12 protein-coding genes are annotated in these 16,331 nt (G+C 74.3%); 6 read left to right on the top strand and 6 right to left on the bottom strand.

All coding sequences use genetic code 11. From position 1 onward, the window contains the following. Positions 1-127 precede the first annotated feature (127 nt). Positions 128-1,030 carry an NAD(P)-dependent oxidoreductase gene (locus IHE55_RS03020; protein WP_197991751.1) on the bottom strand — a complete coding sequence of 301 codons (903 nt, stop codon included), beginning with the start codon at positions 1,028-1,030 and terminating at the stop codon, positions 128-130. A gap of 226 nt (positions 1,031-1,256) precedes the next feature. Here IHE55_RS03020 and IHE55_RS03015 point away from each other — a divergent pair, with 226 nt between their 5' ends. Continuing rightward, on the top strand, positions 1,257-1,817 hold the full coding sequence (locus IHE55_RS03015) for a TetR/AcrR family transcriptional regulator (RefSeq protein ID WP_197987595.1): 561 nt from the start codon (positions 1,257-1,259) through the stop codon (positions 1,815-1,817). A gap of 186 nt (positions 1,818-2,003) precedes the next feature. Here IHE55_RS03015 and IHE55_RS03010 read toward each other — a convergent pair whose 3' ends face one another. The 5 genes from IHE55_RS03010 to IHE55_RS02990 all read right to left on the bottom strand — a co-directional run bounded on the left by IHE55_RS03010 (position 2,004) and on the right by IHE55_RS02990 (position 8,551). Then, positions 2,004-2,864 (bottom strand): RNA polymerase sigma factor SigF, encoded by an 861-nt coding sequence (locus IHE55_RS03010; RefSeq protein WP_197987594.1) that lies wholly within the window; start codon positions 2,862-2,864, stop codon positions 2,004-2,006. A 224-nt stretch (positions 2,865-3,088) separates the two neighbouring features. Beyond that, on the bottom strand, positions 3,089-5,098 hold the full coding sequence (locus tag IHE55_RS03005) for an ATP-binding cassette domain-containing protein (RefSeq protein WP_197987593.1): 2,010 nt from the start codon (positions 5,096-5,098) through the stop codon (positions 3,089-3,091). Between the two features lie 545 nt (positions 5,099-5,643). Continuing rightward, positions 5,644-6,486, bottom strand: a complete 843-nt coding sequence (locus IHE55_RS03000) for an aminoglycoside phosphotransferase/kinase family protein (RefSeq protein WP_197991750.1) — start codon at positions 6,484-6,486, stop codon at positions 5,644-5,646. Positions 6,487-6,630: 144 nt separating this feature from the next. Then, a complete protein-coding gene (locus tag IHE55_RS02995) occupies positions 6,631-7,806 on the bottom strand; it encodes a macrolide family glycosyltransferase (RefSeq protein ID WP_197987592.1) in 1,176 nt (391 codons plus the stop codon). 73 nt (positions 7,807-7,879) lie between these two features. Next, complete coding sequence (locus IHE55_RS02990) at positions 7,880-8,551, bottom strand: CatB-related O-acetyltransferase (RefSeq protein WP_197987591.1); 672 nt, start codon at positions 8,549-8,551, stop codon at positions 7,880-7,882. Positions 8,552-9,102: 551 nt separating this feature from the next. On the opposite strand from IHE55_RS02990, the gene kdpF reads away from it, so the two are divergent. The 5 genes from kdpF (at position 9,103) to IHE55_RS02965 (ending at position 16,074) form a co-directional block, all read left to right on the top strand. Beyond that, a complete protein-coding gene (gene kdpF / locus IHE55_RS02985) occupies positions 9,103-9,192 on the top strand; it encodes a K(+)-transporting ATPase subunit F (protein WP_018516254.1) in 90 nt (29 codons plus the stop codon). 8 nt (positions 9,193-9,200) lie between these two features. Beyond that, positions 9,201-10,874, top strand: coding sequence for a potassium-transporting ATPase subunit KdpA (gene kdpA / locus IHE55_RS02980; RefSeq protein ID WP_197987590.1), 1,674 nt, complete (start codon positions 9,201-9,203; stop codon positions 10,872-10,874). Further along, positions 10,871-13,018, top strand: a complete 2,148-nt coding sequence (gene kdpB / locus IHE55_RS02975) for a potassium-transporting ATPase subunit KdpB (RefSeq protein WP_197987589.1) — start codon at positions 10,871-10,873, stop codon at positions 13,016-13,018. The genes kdpA and kdpB overlap by 4 nt, the downstream gene beginning before the upstream one ends. A gap of 5 nt (positions 13,019-13,023) precedes the next feature. Then, positions 13,024-13,698, top strand: a complete 675-nt coding sequence (locus IHE55_RS02970) for a potassium-transporting ATPase subunit C (RefSeq protein ID WP_197987588.1) — start codon at positions 13,024-13,026, stop codon at positions 13,696-13,698. A gap of 201 nt (positions 13,699-13,899) precedes the next feature. Beyond that, positions 13,900-16,074: a SpoIIE family protein phosphatase gene (locus tag IHE55_RS02965; RefSeq protein WP_197987587.1), complete on the top strand. Its 2,175-nt coding sequence runs from the start codon at positions 13,900-13,902 to the stop codon at positions 16,072-16,074. Positions 16,075-16,331: the final 257 nt, after the last annotated feature.

Here is a 16,331-nt window from a genome sequence, read left to right as displayed (position 1 = left end):
GCCGGCGCTCGGCGTTCCGCCGGGACGGGGGCACTCAACGTTTCCGCCGGGACGGACCGTTAGCGGCCCCGGAGGGAGGCCGGCGGCCGGGTCCTCGGGGCCTTCGAACGCAGCCGCCACCCCCGCATCACGGGGGGCCGGCCGCCGCGGGGCGGGGGAGGGCGTTCGTACGGGCCTCCAGCGCACGGACCACCGCCACCATGTCCTGATCCCCGTGCCCCAGCGCCACGGTCTCCTCGAACAGGGCGTGGCAGGCGTCGAGCACGGGCGAGGAGACCCCCGACTCCCGCGCCGCGGCGGCGATGAGCCGGTTGTTCTTCAGCACGTCGCGGGCGGCGGCCTGGACACCGAAGTCCCCGGCCAGCAGTTTGGGGGCCTTCATCCGGGTGACCGCGCTGGCCATCGGGCCCGCGTCGAGCACGTCGAGGAACTGCCGGTGGTCCAGCCCGTGCCGGCCGGCGAAGTGGAAGGCCTCGGTCAGACCGGTGACCGTGGTGATCAGGAAGAGGTTGACGGCGAGCTTCATCAGCAGCGCGCCGGGCGCCGGTCCGCAGTCGAAGACCTCCCGGCACATCGGCCGCAGCAGCGGGCGCACCTCGGCGACCGCCGCCGGGTCACCGGCGAGCAGGGCCACCAGCTCCCCGGACTCGGCGGGCACCCGGGACCCCGACACCGGGGCTTCCGCGTAGGCACCGCCGGCGGCACGGAGATCCGCTTCCAGGTGGCGCGCGTACGGTGGCGCCGCGGTGCCCATGTTCACCACGGTGCGCCCGGCGACCCGCCGCCGGAAGGCCGGCGTACCCCGGCCGAGGACCCGGTCGGTGGCGTCGTCGTCGGCCAGCATGAGGAAGACCACGCGGCAGCGGGCGAACACCGCGTCCGGACCGTCGGCGACCGCGGCGCCGGCCGCGCGCAGCGGCTCGCACCGGTCGGCGGTGCGGTTCCACACCACCAGCGGCGTGCCCGACCGCGCCAGGTTGAGCGCCATGGGCTGCCCCATCACGCCCAGGCCGATGAAACCCACGTTCATGACGCACCGCCCGATCCGGGTTCGCCGCACCGCTATGACGGGCGTCATGGTAGCCGCTGTTATGACGTCTGTCATAGAGGTGGGGGAGGGGGCGCGTACCGGAGGGCGGGATGTTCCGTGTCGATAAGCTGATACGGCGCCCGGGGCCGGCGGCAGGCCGGACAGCGGCGGTGGCACGGGAGGTGGCCGGGGATGGCGGGGAGCGAACGGGGGGCCGCGGGAGCGGATGGTGTTCAGCGCCGCTCAGCTGATCCGCCGCAACGGGGTCACCGCCACCGGCATGCGGGACGTGGCCGCGCATGCCCGGGCACCCCGCGGCTCCCTCCAGCACTACTTTCCGCGCGGCAAGGAACAGCTGGTCAACGAGGCCGTGGCCTGGGCGGGCCGGTACGCGGCCAAGCGTGTGGCCCGCTTCCTGTCGGAACTGCCGGAGCCCACCCCCGGCAGGCTCTTCGCCGCGATGGTCCGGCAGTGGACCGACGAGTTCACCGCCGGCGGCTTCCACGGCGGGTGCCCCGTCGTGGCCGCCACCGTGGACTGCGCGGACGCCGACTCCGTCCGGGACGCGGCGGCATCCGCCTTCGGCAGCTGGACCCGGCCGGTGGCCGAGGCACTGGCCGGGATGGGGGTGCCGGCGGCGCGGGCCGGCTCCCTGGCCACCCTGATGGTCAGCGCGTTGGAGGGGGCCATCGTCATCGCCCGCGCCGAACGGGACATCCGCGCGCTCACCACCGTGGCCGAGGAACTTACCCCGCTGCTCGACGCCGCCGTGACCCGGCGCGGCTGACCGGGCGCCGGCACCCGGCCGCCCACGGGTCCGTGCCGCGGCCTCCCATGCCCCGGCCCGGCCGTCCACGCGTCGGTGCCGCGGCCGTCCAGGTCCGGGGGTGGCCCTTCACACGTCGGCCGGCCGCCCGCGCGTGCGATGCCGCGGGCGGCCGGCCGAGGGAGTCGTCGGGGCCGGGGCCGGGTGTCAGGCGTCGGCCAGCATGCCCTGGCGGAGCCGCTTGAGGATGCGGGAGAGCAGCCGGGAGACGTGCATCTGGGAGACGCCGATCCGCTCGCCGATCTCGGACTGGGTCAGCTCCTCGACGAACCGCAGGTGGAGGATCCACCGCTCGCGCTCGTCGAGTTCGGCGACGAGCGGCGCCAGCGCGTCCAGGTCGTCGATCAGGTCCATCGCCGGCTCCTCGGCGCCGATGAAGTCGGCGAGGGCCGCGTCGCGGTCGTCGTCGTCACCGCCGATGGTGGCGTCCAGGGAGGCGGTGTTGTAACCGTTGGCGGCGATCCGGGCCTCGATGACCTCCTCCTCGCTGAGGTTCATCAGCTGCGCCAGCTCGGCCACCGTCGGGGACCGGCCCAGGCGGGACGCCAGCTCGTCGGTGGCCTTGGCGAGTTCCACGCGGGCCTCCTGCAGCCGGCGCGGCACGTGCACCGACCAGCTGGTGTCCCGGAAGAACCGCTTGATCTCACCCACGATGTAGGGCACGGCGAAGGTGGTGAACTCCACCTCACGCGACAGGTCGAACCGGTCGATCGCCTTGATCAGGCCGATCATGCCGACCTGGACGATGTCCTCCATCTCCTCGGCGCCACGGTGCCGGAAGCGCCCGGCGGCGTAGCGGACGAGGGACATGTTCATCTCGATGAGGGTGTTACGGGCGTACTGGTACTCGGCCGTGCCCTCCTCCAGGACGGCCAGCCGGTCGAAGAAGACCTTCGACAGTGAACGGGCGTCGCCCGGGGCCAGCTTGGCCGGCTCCTCGATCTGCGGCAGCTGCCCGAAGCCCTCGTCCACCGTCACGGCTGCGGTCGCCGTTGCTTCGACTGTCATGTCGTGACCCCCTGCATCTCGTCCCCCACGGTCTTTCAACTCGGTGCCCCGACGCCTACCCAGGCTTTCTCAGGCCATTCCATTAAATTTTTGCCCCGGTTTCTGCCGCTTTCGTACTGTTTCTGGTCGCGCCCGGGAGGGGCAGCGGCGGGTCCCGGACACGGGCGGTCCGGTCGGCGAGGCGGGGGCCGGACCGCCCGTGTCCGGCCCCCGCCCCGCCGCGGTCACGGTGCCGTCTGCCCCTCGGAGGTGAACGCCGCGGTCCCGTCCCGCTGGCCGGGGACGGGCGGGGTGCGGAACTGGCGCGCCTGGAGTTCGTACGCCTCGCGGAAGAGCCCAACCCCGGTCGCCGGGTCCATGAGCTGGTCGAAGGTGCCGTGCTCGACGACCCGGCCCTCGTCCAGGACGTAGATGAGATCCGCCTGGCGGACGCTGTGGAGGCGGTGGGTGACCAGGACGGTGGTCTGCCCGCTGCCCGCCAGGCGGTGGATCTGGTCGAAGACCCGCTGCTCGGCGGCCGGGTCGAGGGCGCTGGTCGGCTCGTCGACGATGAGCACCCGGCCGTCGCGGTAGCGGGCGCGGGCCAGCCCGATCTTCTGCCACTGGCCGCCGGAGATCTCCTGCCCACCCCGGTACCCGCGGGCCAGCAGCGTGTCCTTGCCGCGGGGGAGGGCGGCGATGACCTCGTCCGCCCCGGCGTACGCGGCGGCGGCGTCCACCGCCTCCTCGCCGATCGGAGCACCCGGGCGGCCGATGCCGATGTTCACCCGCGCGGTGAAGGGCCAGCGGTGGAAGTTCTGGGCGACCATCGCGATCCGGTCGAAGATCTGGGTGCGCCGCGCCTCGGCCGTGTCCACGTCCCCCCACACCACCCGCCCGTCGTCCGGCAGGTACAGCCCGCACAGCAGCTTGGTGACGGTGGACTTGCCCGAGCCGTTCCGCCCGACCAGGGCGACCGTGCTGCCCCGGGGGATGACCAGATCCACCCCGCGCAGGGACGGTTCCGGGGCGCCCGGGTAGGTGAAGGTGACGTTGTCGAACCGGATCTGGTCGACCTGCTCCGGCACGTCGCGGCCGGTGGCGGGGATGGCGCGGCGCTCCGCCTCGACGCACAGCGTCTCCAGATCGCCCACGAACAGCGACTCCTCCTGGAGGTCGGTGATCTTGAGCACCAGGTCGGTGATGCTCGCCGAACCGGAGCGGATGGCCAGCACGGCGGTGCCGCCCACCGCCAGCTCCATGTGCCCGTGCCACAGCAGCAGTCCGAGCACCCCGTAGGTGAGCACCGTCGCCACGCCCCGGGCCGCGTCGGCGGCGAGCCCGGTGCGGGCGCCGGCCCACGCCAGCCGGGTCTGCTCCCGCTCGTTGGTGTCCGCCATGCCGCGGAAGTGCCCCAGCAGGAACGGTCCGACGTCGTGGACGCGCACCTCGCCGGCGGCCTGCTGGTCGATCAGCAGCCGGCCCAGCAACTGCGCGGCGCGGGCGTGCTGGGCGAACCGGTGCCAGCTCACGTACCGGTGGCGGGCCATGGTCAGGGAGCTCCAGGCGCTGGGCAGCGCCATGGCCACCAGCAGCGGCAGCAGCACCGGGTGCAGGACGGTGAGCACCCCGGCCGCAGCCACCAGGGAGATCACCGAGGTGACCACGGCCGTGCAGTAACCCACCATCCGGCGGGCGGAGTCGGCGCCCCACTGGGCCGAGTCCATCAGCTTGTGGAAGGCGTCGTCCTCGATCGCCTCCAGCTCCACCCTCGCCACCAGCGCCAGGTACCGCTCGGTGGCCACCCGCTGGACCTTCGGCTGGAGGATCCCGGTCGCCGCCGCGGAGACCGACTTCAGCACCGACCCGATCACCGAGAGGACGGCCACGACCACCAGCGAGGGCAGCGCCGCCCGCAGCCGCTCGGTGGTGCTGCCCTGCGCCAGCAACTCCACGAGCAGGGCGTTCACCGCCACCAGCGAGACCGCCTGGGTGACGCCGCGTCCGAACTCGCCGGCCGCCACGGTGTACAGGGCCCGGCGGTCGGCCCGGTGGGCCAGCCGTACCGCGATCCCCACCTGGCGGGGGATCGCCGCCGCCATCGACCGCAGGCCCAGCCTCAGCCACGCCCCGTGGTGCTGGCTCCAGCCCTGGTCGTAGGCGAGCTCGCCGCCGAACAGCAGCTGCTCGGACCCGGACGGCCGGGAGGACGCCCGGTCACTGCCCGGCCCGGTGTCCCGGGCGGCGCCGGTCATGACGGCCACCGGCCGGCCGGGCGGGCCGCGCCGCCCGGCCGGCGGACCTCATGGCCGGCCGGGGCGCGGTGCGGGGTGTGGCGGTGAGGGGTGCGGCGAAGGGTGAGCCGCGGCGGGTCAACACGACGCACGGCACGCGGGACACCACGGTCGTCCGGGGGGCTTTGTTCGATTTCCTGAGGTGAGGCTGCGGGGGTGGCTCCGGGGTGCACTGACGTCCTCCAAGCGGGCTGAAGGGGTACTGGTGCTCTAATAACGGCGCCCGAACGGGTCGCGTAACGCTCTCGATCAGGTGAAACGTCGAACAGATATTCACTTCAGGGATGGAGGCCGTGTGTGACGCGGCCGGTCGGACGGTGCGGGTATTCGAACACCGCCCGTCACTCGTCCGGGGGATTGCCGATGTGGCCGCCCGTCCGGGCTCCGTGGCCCGCCTGCCCGCCTGCCCGCCTGCCCGCCTGCCCGCCTGCCCGGGCGTCCGGGCGTCCGTCGCGTCCCGGTGACCGCGCCCGCCGGGGGCGGCCGCGCGCCGCCGACCGGTGCGGTCAGGTCGGCCCGCAGCGGTCGAGTGCCGCACGCATCCGACGGAGCCCCGCCACCCTCCAGTGGTCCCGGTCCGGCATCCGGTCGGCCCGGCGCCAGCGCCAGGCCGAGAACATCGCCCAGTTCAGGGCGCGGCACCGGTCCGTCAGGCCGTGGTCGGCCCCCTCGTAGTGCCTTTCCGCCTCCTCGGGCGCATGGGCGAGGTCGAACTCGACCGGCCCGCGGCAGCAGGTGGCGAGGTCCACGAGGAGCGGCCCGCGCCGGGTGGCGATGAGGTTGCCCGGGAGCGGTTCGCCGTGCAGCAGCTGTTCGCCGGCGCTCCCGGTGCCGATAGCGGCGCCCAGCCCGGCGAGGGTGCCGCCGAGGAGTTCACGGTCGGCCTCGGACAGTTCGGGCGAGCGCTCCCGGTCGTTCACCTCCCGCAGGGCCGCGGCGACGCGGTCGGTGAGGTGCGGTGCGCGCAGGTCGACGTGGCGCAGGGCGGCGTGGTGCCGCCCGAGCACGTCCGCGTAGTCGGCCGGCGTGATCGGAGCCGCGACGGGTTCGTGGTAGGTCCAGAGCGTGACGGCGAAGGTGTCCCGCACGAAGACCCGCGGTTCCACCCGGGGGTCCGGCCCGGCCACCGGAGCGTCGGTATCGGCGAGCCGGCGGCCGACCTCCACCTCGAACGCCGCGTCGGCCAGTTGCCCCATCGGGGCGACCCGGGCCAGCACCTCGCAGGGGGACAGGCGCAGCGCGACGCGGTCCGAGTTGTGGACGACGTCCACGTCGCGGACCGGAAGGCCCAGCCCGGCAGCGGTCGCCCGCCCTGCCGCGACCGCCCGGCTGAGTTCCACCGGCTCCACACCGTCCTCCTCGTCGTCGGGTACCCGCACCCCTCCGGGAGCCGGCGGTGCCACTCTTCCCGCCCGGTTGCCGCGGGCCGGGGCCCGCGGCCGGCGGGGGGCTACGTCCCGCCCACCGCCGCCGCGGCCGGTGGTGGGCACATCTCAGTCCAGCAGTTCCTCGATGAGGTCGGCGGCGCGCGGGGTCCCGCCCTCCGCGCGGGCCTCGGTACGCAGCAGTGCCGAGCGGCGGGCCACCTCGGGGTCGCCGGCCAGTGCGGTCAGGGCGGCGCGGAGGTTCTCCGCGGTGGCCTCCGCGGTGTCGATGCGGCGGGCCACGCCCAGCTCCACCAGCCGGTCGGCGTTCATGAACTGGTCGACGGCCTGCGGCACGGCGATCATCGGGACGCCGGCGAGCAGTCCCTCACCGCAGCCGCCCATGCCGGCGTGGGTGACGAAGGCGTCCGCCTGCGCCAGGATCGCCCGCTGCGGAACCCAGGGGTGGACCTCCACGTTGGACGGGATGGTGCCGAGTTCCCGCGGGTCGGTGTGCCGGCCGATCTGGAGCACCACGTGCCAGCCGGGCAGGTCGCCGAAGGCCGCCAGGCACGTCCGGTAGAACTCCGGCTGACGGGTGTACGCCGATCCCAGGGAGATCAGCAGTACCCGCTCCGCGTCCGTCGGGCGGGTCCAGCGGCCGTCGTCCGCCCGAACGTCGAAGCAGGGGCCGACGAACGTCACCGTGTCGGTGCGGACCCGGTCGGCGTGCGGCTGCATCGCCCGGGGGATCAGCGCCAGGGTGTGCGGGGGACGGCTGGAGAAGGCGTCCACGTCGGTCGTGGAGGCCCCGCAGCCGGCCAGCCACCGCGCGAACTTCTCCCGGTAGGCGTCGGCGCCCGGCAGCTGCCACAGGGGCGCCGCCACCTCCTCGTCGTAGCCGTCCCAGGCCACGAAGGCGGGGGAGAGCTGCAGCAGCGGCCGGCCCTGCGCCTCGGCGAGGGCGCGTGCGGCGTAGGCGCCGATGTCGTACAGGTACAGGTCCGCGGGGTCGCGGTCGTAGACGGTCCGCAGCCCGGGGAGTGCCCGGACCGCGTCGTCGAGGAAGAGGCCCATCGCGGCGATGGGGTCGTCGGGCCAGTCGTTGTCGGCGACCGGCAGCCCGGACGGACACGGGACCAGCTCGGCGCCGGTGGGTTCGATCAGCTCCGCCACCGAGGGGTCGTTGGCGTAGGTCACCCGGTGGCCGCGGGCCACCAGCTCGCGGATGACGTCGAGGCTGGGCCGCACGTGGCTGACGGCGGGGATGCCGACCATGGCGATGTGGGCGCGGCGACGGGACATGGTGGTTCACTCTTTCCGGATCGGTGGGTGGGAGGGGTGCGGGGCACGGCGCGCCGGAGCCCCGGCCGGCGGGTCACGGGCGCGGGGTGCTTCCGGCGGCCGGGGTGTCCGGGGCGGCGGCCTCCAGCTCGTCGATGCTGCCCGCCATGATGGTCCGCACGTGCTCGGTGAGGTGTTCCACGGGCCAGTCCCACCAGGCCACCGCGAGCAGCCGGGCGACGTCCGCGGCGCTGTAGCGGGTACGGATGAGGCGGGCCGGGTTGCCGCCGACGATGCCGTAGTCGGGCACGTCGCCGGTGACCACGGAGCCGGAGCCGATGATCGCGCCGTGCCCGATCCGTACGCCCGGCATGACCGTCGCACCGTGGCCGAACCAGACGTCGTTGCCGACCACCGTGTCGCCGCGGTTGGGCAGCCCGGTGAGCAGGTCGAAGTGGTCGGCCCAGGATCCGCCCATGGTGGGGAAGGGGAACGTGGAGGGCCCGTCCATCCGGTGGTTGGCGCCGTTCATGAGGAACCGCACCCCGGTGCCCAGCGCGCAGAACTTGCCGATGACCAGCTTCTCCGGTCCGTAGTGGTAGAGGACGTTGCGCGTCTCGAACGCGGTCGGGTCGTCCGGGTCGTCGTAGTAGGAGTACTCCCCGACCTCGATCAGCGGGGACGTCACCAGCGGCTTGAGCAGCACCACGCGCGGCTGCCCGGGCATCGGGTGGAGGACGGTGGGGTCGGCGGGGACCGGCGGCATGGGTGGGCGGCTCCTCGGCGGTCGGCGGTCGCGTGACGCGGGACCGGTCCATGATCGTGGCAACGCGCCGTCCGGGACAGCGATTTAAGGGTGCGCCGCCGGCGCCCGCGGCCCCCCGATCGGTCCCCGGCAGGCCCCCGGTCCGGCCCCCCGCCCCGGTCACGGACAGCGCCGGCCGGCCCGACCCGGCCCCCCGGCCCGGCCCCGACCCGGCTTCGATCCGGCCCCGGCTCGGCCCCCTCGTCCCCCGCTGGTTCCGGTTTGACCCCCGTCCCCGGCGGACCGGCCCGCCGGCGCTCCGCGGGCGGGCCCGGTTCCGACCACCGCACCGGCCGGAACCGGGGCGTATGAGACCCGTCAAGGACGTCCCGGCGGCCGTATGGAGCCCGTCAAGGAGCGTCGAAAACGCGCCATGAGGCGCTTTCCTCGTCAGGTCCGCATGTCCGATCGAATCCCATTCAGGAGTTCGCGATGGCCGACCTGGCCTTCGTCGTCATCACGGTCGCGGTGTTCGCGCTGGTGGCCTTCATCGCCAAGGGGGTGGCGAAGCTGTGACCGCCGAGAACATCGTCGGCCTGATCGTGGCCGTCGCCCTGCTGGGCTACCTCGTCCTCGCCCTCCTCCACCCGGAGAGGTTCTGAGACCGACGATGAGCCCCCAACTCGCCGGTGTGCTCCAGCTCCTCGCGCTGGTCGGCGCGCTGGCCCTGGCATACCGTCCGCTCGGCGACCACATGGCCCGGGTGTACACCTCCGAGCGGCACCTGCGCGTCGAGACGTGGATGTACCGGGCCATCGGGGCCGATCCCGACGCCGGGATGCGCTGGCCCGCCTACCTCCGCGGCGTGCTCGTGTTCTCCGCGGCGGGCCTGCTGCTGCTGTACGGGATGCAGCGCCTGCAGGGTTCGCTGCCCGGTTCGCTCGGCTTCGCCTCCATCGACCCGGACCAGGCGTTCAACACCGCCGCGTCCTTCGTCACCAACACCAACTGGCAGTCCTACGCCGGCGAACAGGCCATGGGCCACGTCGTGCAGACCGGCGGCCTGGCGGTGCAGAACTTCGTCTCGGCCGCGGTCGGCATGGCCGTCGCGGTGGCCCTGGTCCGCGGTTTCGCCCGCACCCGCACCGGCCGCCCCGGTGAGCTGGGCAACTTCTGGGCCGACCTGGTGCGCGGCACCGTCCGCGTCCTGCTGCCGCTGTCGGTGGCCGGCGCCCTGGTCCTGGTGGCCTGCGGCGTCATCCAGAACTTCGCCGGCATCCACCCGGTGGGGCAGTTCGGCGGCGGCACCCAGGAGTGGAACGGCGGCGCGGTGGCCTCCCAGGAGGTCATCAAGGAGCTGGGCACCAACGGCGGCGGCTACTTCAACGCCAACTCCGCCCACCCCTTCGAGAACCCCACGCCCTTCAGCAACCTCTTCGAGATCTTCCTGATCCTGCTCATCCCCACCGCGCTCACCCGCACCTTCGGCCGCATGGTGGGCGACCTCCGGCAGGGCTACGCGATCCTCGGCGCCATGGCGCTGATCTGGGTGGCCTTCGTCTGCCTCATGTGGTGGACGGAGTTCGCCGGCCGCGGGGCCGTGCCGGAGGAGGCCGGCGGCGCGATGGAGGGCAAGGAGCTGCGCTTCGGCATCGGCGCCTCGTCGATCTTCGCGGTCTCCACCACCCTGACCTCCACCGGCGCGGTGGACTCCTTCCACTCCTCCTTCACCGGCTTCGGCGGCGGGATCACCCTGCTGTCCATGATGCTGGGCGAGATCGCGCCCGGCGGTGTCGGCTCCGGCCTCTACGGCATGCTCGTCATGGCCGTCCTGGCGGTGTTCGTCGCCGGCCTGATGGTCGGCCGCACCCCCGAGTACCTCGGCCGGAAGATCGGCACCCGGGAGATCAAGCTGGCCTCCTGCTCCATCCTGGTGACGCCCGCCCTGGCGCTCGGCCTCACCGCCGCCGCGGTGGCGCTGCCCACCCCGGCGGACTCGGTGGCCAACTCCGGCGCGCACGGCTTCTCGGAGATCCTGTACGCCTACACCTCCGGCGCCAACAACAACGGCTCGGCGTTCGCCGGCCTGAACGCCGACACCCCGTGGTTCAACACCACCATCGGCCTGGCGATGCTGCTCGGCCGCTTCCTGCCCATGGTCCTGGTCCTGGCGCTGGCCGGCTCGCTCGCCGGCCGGCGGCCGGTGCCGGCCACGGCGGGCACCCTGCACACCGGGAAACCCCTGTTCACCGGGGTGCTGGTCGGCGCGATCGTGATCATCACCGGGCTGACCTACTTCCCCGCCCTGGCCCTGGGGCCGCTGGCCGAGGGGCTGGCGGCATGACCACCCACCCGACGACGCACGAGGACCCCATGACCACCGCCACCCGGGCCCCCCGCCACGACCTGCCCGGCGGACAGCGGGAGGCCGCCGCCGGCCGGGCCGCCCCGGGCCCGTTCCGCCCCGCCCAGCTGATCGCCTCGCTCCCCGCGGCACTGCGCAAATTCGACCCGCGGGTGATGGCCGCCTCCCCGGTGATGTTCGTGGTCGAGGTCGGTTCGGTGCTCACCACCGTGCTGGCCTGCCTGGACCCGGCCGACGGCTTCGGCTGGCTCATCACCGCCTGGCTCTGGCTGACCGTGCTCTTCGCCAACCTGGCGGAGGCGGTCGCCGAGGGGCGCGGCAAGGCCCAGGCGGACTCGCTGCGCAGGGCCCGGACCGGCACCGTCGCCCGCCGGCTGACCGGCGCCGGGACCGAGGAGCGGGTCCCCGGCACCCGGCTGGGCATCGGCGACCTGGTGGTCTGCGAGGCCGGGGACGTCATCCCCGGCGACGGCGACGTCGTCGAAGGCGTCGCCTCGGTGGACGAGTCGGCCGTCACCGGCGAATCGGCCCCGGTCATCCGCGAGTCCGGCGGCGACCGGTCCGCCGTCACCGGCGGCACCCGGGTGCTCTCCGACCGGATCGTCGTCCGGATCACCACCAGGCCGGGCGAGACCTTCATCGACCGGATGATCCACCTGGTCGAGGGGGCGGACCGGCGGAAGACGCCGAACGAGATCGCGCTGAACATCCTTCTCGCCTCGCTCACCATCGCGTTCCTGCTGGCCGTGGTCACCCTCGAACCGTTCGCGGTGCACGCCGGGGCGGACCGGCAGACCTCGCTCATCGTGCTGACCGCGCTGCTGGTCTGCCTCATCCCCACCACCATCGGCGCGCTGCTCTCCGCGATCGGGATCGCCGGCATGGACCGGCTGGTCCAGCGCAATGTGCTCGCCCTGTCGGGCCGGGCCGTCGAGGCCGCCGGCGACGTCTCCACGCTGCTGCTGGACAAGACCGGCACCATCACCCTGGGCAACCGGCAGGCGGCCGGGTTCGTGCCGGTCGGCGGCGCCACGGCCGCCGAGGTGGCGGCCGCCGCCCGGCTGTCCTCACTCGCCGACGAGACCCCCGAGGGCCGCTCGGTGGTGGTCCTCGCCGAGGAGGAGTACGGGCTGCGGGGCCGCCGGGAGGAACTGACCGGCGCCGTGTGGACCGCCTTCACCGCGCAGACCCGGATGAGCGGTGTGGACCTGGCGGAGCCGGACGGCCGCCGCACCATCCGCAAGGGCGCCACCGCCTCGGTCACCGCCTGGGTAAGGGACCGCGGCGGGCGGGTGGACGGCGACGCCGCCCGGGTCGCCGAGGAGATCTCCCAGGCGGGCGGCACCCCGCTGCTGGTCGCCGTGGACGACGCCGCCGGCGCCCGGGTCCTGGGCGTGATCCACCTCAAGGACGTCGTCAAGCCCGGCATGCCGGAACGGTTCGCCGAGCTGCGCCGGATGGGTATCCGGACGGTCATGATCACCGGCGACAACCCGCTCACCGCCCGGGCGGTCGCCACCGAGGCGGGCGTGGACGACTTCCTCGCCGAGGCCACGCCCGAGGACAAGATGGCCCTGATCAAGCGGGAGCAGGCCGGCGGCAGGCTGGTGGCGATGACCGGCGACGGCACCAACGACGCCCCGGCCCTCGCCCAGGCGGACGTCGGGGTGGCGATGAACACCGGCACCTCGGCCGCCAAGGAGGCCGGGAACATGGTGGACCTGGACTCCGACCCCACCAAGCTCATCGAGATCGTGGAGATCGGCAAGCAGCTGCTCATCACCCGCGGCTCGCTGACCACCTTCTCCCTCGCCAACGACGTGGCGAAGTACTTCGCGATCATCCCGGCGGTCTTCACGGCCGCGTACCCGTCCCTGGACCGGCTCGACATCATGGGCCTGGCATCGCCGGAGTCGGCGATCCTCTCCGCCGTCGTCTTCAACGCGCTGGTCATCGTGGCGCTCGTGCCGCTCGCCCTGAAGGGGGTGCGGTACCGCCCGGCCGGCGCCGACCGGATGCTCCGCCGCAACCTGGGCGTCTACGGCCTCGGTGGCCTGATCGCCCCGTTCGCCGGCATCAAACTCATCGACCTGCTCGTCTCCACCGTCCCCGGGATCGGATGACCGCCATGAAGAACTCCGTGACCGCTCTCGTCCGGATGCCCGTGGCCGGGCTGCGCGCCCTGCTCGTGCTCACCCTGCTCACCGGCGTGCTCTACCCGCTCGCCGTCACCGGTGTTGCCCAGACCCTCTTCCCCGGCCGGGCCAACGGGTCCGAGATCACCGTGGACGGCCGGGTCGTCGGCTCCCGCCTCATCGGCCAGACCTACACCCTGCCGCCGGGGGAGCCCGGGAAGCCGGGGAAGGCCCCCGCACCGGACCTGCGGTGGTTCCAGCCCCGCCCGTCCCACGGGCTCGGCACCAACAGCGTCAACACCCGGTACCGGCTGCTGGTCTCCGGCGCGACCAACCGGTCCGCCGACAGCGCCGAGCTGCTCCGCTCGGTACGGGAGGCCAAGGCGGCCGTGGTCCGGGACAACTCCACCGCGGACCACCGGATCGACCCCGCGGACGTGCCGGCCGACGCCGTCACCTCCTCCGGGTCCGGGCTGGACCCGCACATCTCGCCCGCCTACGCCCGGCTCCAGGCGCACCGCGTCGCCGAACGCAACCACCTCGGCGTGGCGCGGGTGAACCGGCTGATCCGCGACCACACCGAGGGCCGCACCCTCGGCTTCATCGGGGAACCGCGCGTCAACGTCCTGGAGCTCAACCTCGCGCTCGCCGAGCTGACCGGGGACTGACCGACCCCCGGCCGGGCCCCGCCGAGGTGCGCCGGGCCGGGCCCCGCGACCCGGCGGAGGCCCCCGTACCGTCGGCGGCCCGCGGAGGTGACCGGCGGCACGGACCTCCGGCGGGCCGGCGCCCCCGCCGGGACGCGGCGTGAAGCTGCTCCCCGGCGGTCCGCGAGAGACGATGGAAGCGGCGTCGGAAGGAGCAGCCGGATGGGCGAGACCGGTGGATTCCCGGCCGGCCCGGGGCCGGCCGAGGACGGCGCGGCCGGCGGGCCGGACGGCACGGCAGCCGGCCCGTGGGGCGCGGCAGCCGGCCCGACGGGCCCGCCGGGTGGCCTGGACGGGGTGGCGGGCGGCCCGGAGGGGGCCGCCCCGCCCGGCGGCCTGCTGGACCTGCTGGGCGTGGCCGCGGTGGTGCTCGACGCGCGCGGCCGGATCGTGCTGTGGAGCCCCCAGGCCGAGCGGCTGCTCGGGCACAGCGCCGCCGAGGCGCTGGGCCGGCCCGCGGTGCGGCTGTTGGTCGCCGAGGACCACCTGGACGCGGCGCTGACCCTGTTCGACCGGGTGATGGAGACCGGGGAGAGCTGGGCCGGGGTCTTCCCGATCCGGCTCAAGGGCGGCGGCGACCGGCTGCTGGAACTCCGGGCCATGCGGCTCACCGACGACCTCGGTGACCCCTATGCCCTGGGCCTCGCCTCCGACCGGGCGACCCTGCGCGCCGTGGAGCGGGACCTGGCCCTGTCGGTCCGGCTGGTGGAGCAGTCCCCGATCGGCGTCGCGGTGCTCGACAACGACCTGCGGTACGTGACCGTCAACCCGGCGCTGGTCGCGCTGGACGGCATCAGCGCCGAGGGGCACACGGGCCGCCGGGCCGGCGAGGTGCTGCAATCGGCCGAGGCCCGGAACGTCGAGCGGCTGATGCGGCAGGTCCTCGCCTCCGGCGAACCGGTCCTGGACCGGGAGGTGGTCGGCCGCACCCCCGCCCACCCGGACACCGATCACGCCTGGTCGGTGTCGCTGTACCGGCTGGAGGGCGCCGACGGCCGGGTCCTCGGTCTGGCCGCCTCCGTCATCGACGTCACCGACCGCCACCGCGCCGCCGCCCAGGCCGAGCAGGCCCGCCACCGGCTGGCCGTGGTGGCCGACGCCTCGGTGCGCATCGGCACCACCCTGGACCTGGAGCGGACCGCCCGCGAACTGGCCGAGGTGGCGGTGCCGGAACTCGGCGACGTGGCGGCGGTCGACGTCCTGGACTCGGTGCTGGACGGCCGGCCGCACCAGGTGCCGTCCGACGGGCCCGCCACGTTTCGGGCGCTGGCCGTGGTCTCCGCCTACCCCACGGTCGCGGTGCGCGCCGCCGACCCGCCTGGCGAGACCGCCCGCTACGCCGCCGACCGGCTGGTCACCCGCTGTGTCAGCACCGCCCGGCCGGTGATCGTGGCCCGGACCGGTCCCGAGGACCTGACGGCCATCGCCCGCGACCGCCACGCCGCCGGGCTGCTGGCCGAGGCCGGGGTCCACTCCTACCTCGCGGTGCCGCTGATCGCCCGGGGAGAGGTGCTCGGCGCGCTGGACCTCAAGCGGGCCCGCAACCCGCAGCCCTTCGGCGAGGACGACACCCTGCTCGCCTGCGAGCTGGCGGCGCGCGCCGCGGTGAGCATCGACAACGCCCGCTGGTACCGCCGGCAGCACGACATCGCCCTCACCCTGCAGCGCAGCATGCTCCCCGAACCGCCCCGCGGACGTCCCTGGCTGGACGTCGCCGCCCGCTACCAGCCGGCCGGGGCGGGCAGCGAGGTCGGCGGCGACTGGTTCGACGTCATCCACCTGCCCGGCGAGCGCACCGCGCTGGTGGTGGGCGATGTCATGGGCAGCGGGGTGAACGCCGCCACCACCATGGGCCGGCTGCGGATCGCCACCCGGACCCTGACCATGCTCGGACTCGACCCGGCCGACGTCCTCGCCCGCCTGGACGAGATCACCTCCGGGCTCGACCCGTACTTCGCCACCTGTGTGTACGCCGTCCACGACGCGCGCCGCGGGCAGTGCTGCACCGCCACCGCCGGGCACCTGCCCCCGGCCGTGGTGCGCGCCGACGGCACCCCGCGCCTGCTCGACCTGCCGGCCGGCGCGCCGCTGGGCGCGGGCGGACCCGCCTACCGGGCGGTCACCGTGCCGCTCGACCCCGGTGACCGGCTGGTGCTGTACACCGACGGCCTGGTGGAGACCCGCACCGACGACATCGACGACCGGCTGCGGTTGCTGCTGGACCTGCTGCGCCCCGCGGACCCGTCGCTGGAGGCCACCTGCGACCGGCTGCTGCGGACGCTGCGCCACCCGGAGAACCACGACGACGTCGCACTGCTCATCGCCGCCCCGTCCTGAGCCCTCAGGCCCCTGGCCCGTCCCTGCCCCGCCCGTCCTGACGCCCGGCCCCGGCCCGGCCCGTCCTGACGCCCCGGCCCCGACGTCCCGTGCCGCCCGGCCCGTGCCGACGCCCCGGCCCCGTCCTGAGCCGGATGCCCCGGGCCGTCCCGCCGCGGTGCCGCGGCCGCGCCCCGTCCCGGATGCCGGAATGTGGCCAGGGTCCCTGTCGAGTGCGGCCCGCTCACGAGATATCTTGATGTCGAGCAATGTTACAG

The sequence above is a fragment of the Streptomyces pactum genome (assembly GCF_016031615.1).
Taxonomy (GTDB): domain Bacteria; phylum Actinomycetota; class Actinomycetes; order Streptomycetales; family Streptomycetaceae; genus Streptomyces; species Streptomyces pactus.
This window is presented reverse-complemented; position numbering and strand designations above follow the sequence as displayed.

Excerpts from the sequence above, each read along its gene's own strand:
- IHE55_RS03020 (WP_197991751.1), bottom strand. The coding sequence starts at position 1,030 with ATGAACGTGGGTTTCATCGGCCTGGGCGTGATGGGGCAGCCCATGGCG.
- IHE55_RS03015 (WP_197987595.1), top strand. The coding sequence starts at position 1,257 with ATGGTGTTCAGCGCCGCTCAGCTGATCCGCCGCAACGGGGTCACCGCC.
- IHE55_RS03010 (WP_197987594.1), bottom strand. The coding sequence starts at position 2,864 with ATGACAGTCGAAGCAACGGCGACCGCAGCCGTGACGGTGGACGAGGGC.
- IHE55_RS03005 (WP_197987593.1), bottom strand. The coding sequence starts at position 5,098 with ATGACCGGCGCCGCCCGGGACACCGGGCCGGGCAGTGACCGGGCGTCC.
- IHE55_RS02995 (WP_197987592.1), bottom strand. The coding sequence starts at position 7,806 with ATGTCCCGTCGCCGCGCCCACATCGCCATGGTCGGCATCCCCGCCGTC.
- IHE55_RS02990 (WP_197987591.1), bottom strand. The coding sequence starts at position 8,551 with ATGCCGCCGGTCCCCGCCGACCCCACCGTCCTCCACCCGATGCCCGGG.
- kdpA (WP_197987590.1), top strand. The coding sequence starts at position 9,201 with ATGAGCCCCCAACTCGCCGGTGTGCTCCAGCTCCTCGCGCTGGTCGGC.
- kdpB (WP_197987589.1), top strand. The coding sequence starts at position 10,871 with ATGACCACCCACCCGACGACGCACGAGGACCCCATGACCACCGCCACC.
- IHE55_RS02970 (WP_197987588.1), top strand. The coding sequence starts at position 13,024 with ATGAAGAACTCCGTGACCGCTCTCGTCCGGATGCCCGTGGCCGGGCTG.
- IHE55_RS02965 (WP_197987587.1), top strand. The coding sequence starts at position 13,900 with ATGGGCGAGACCGGTGGATTCCCGGCCGGCCCGGGGCCGGCCGAGGAC.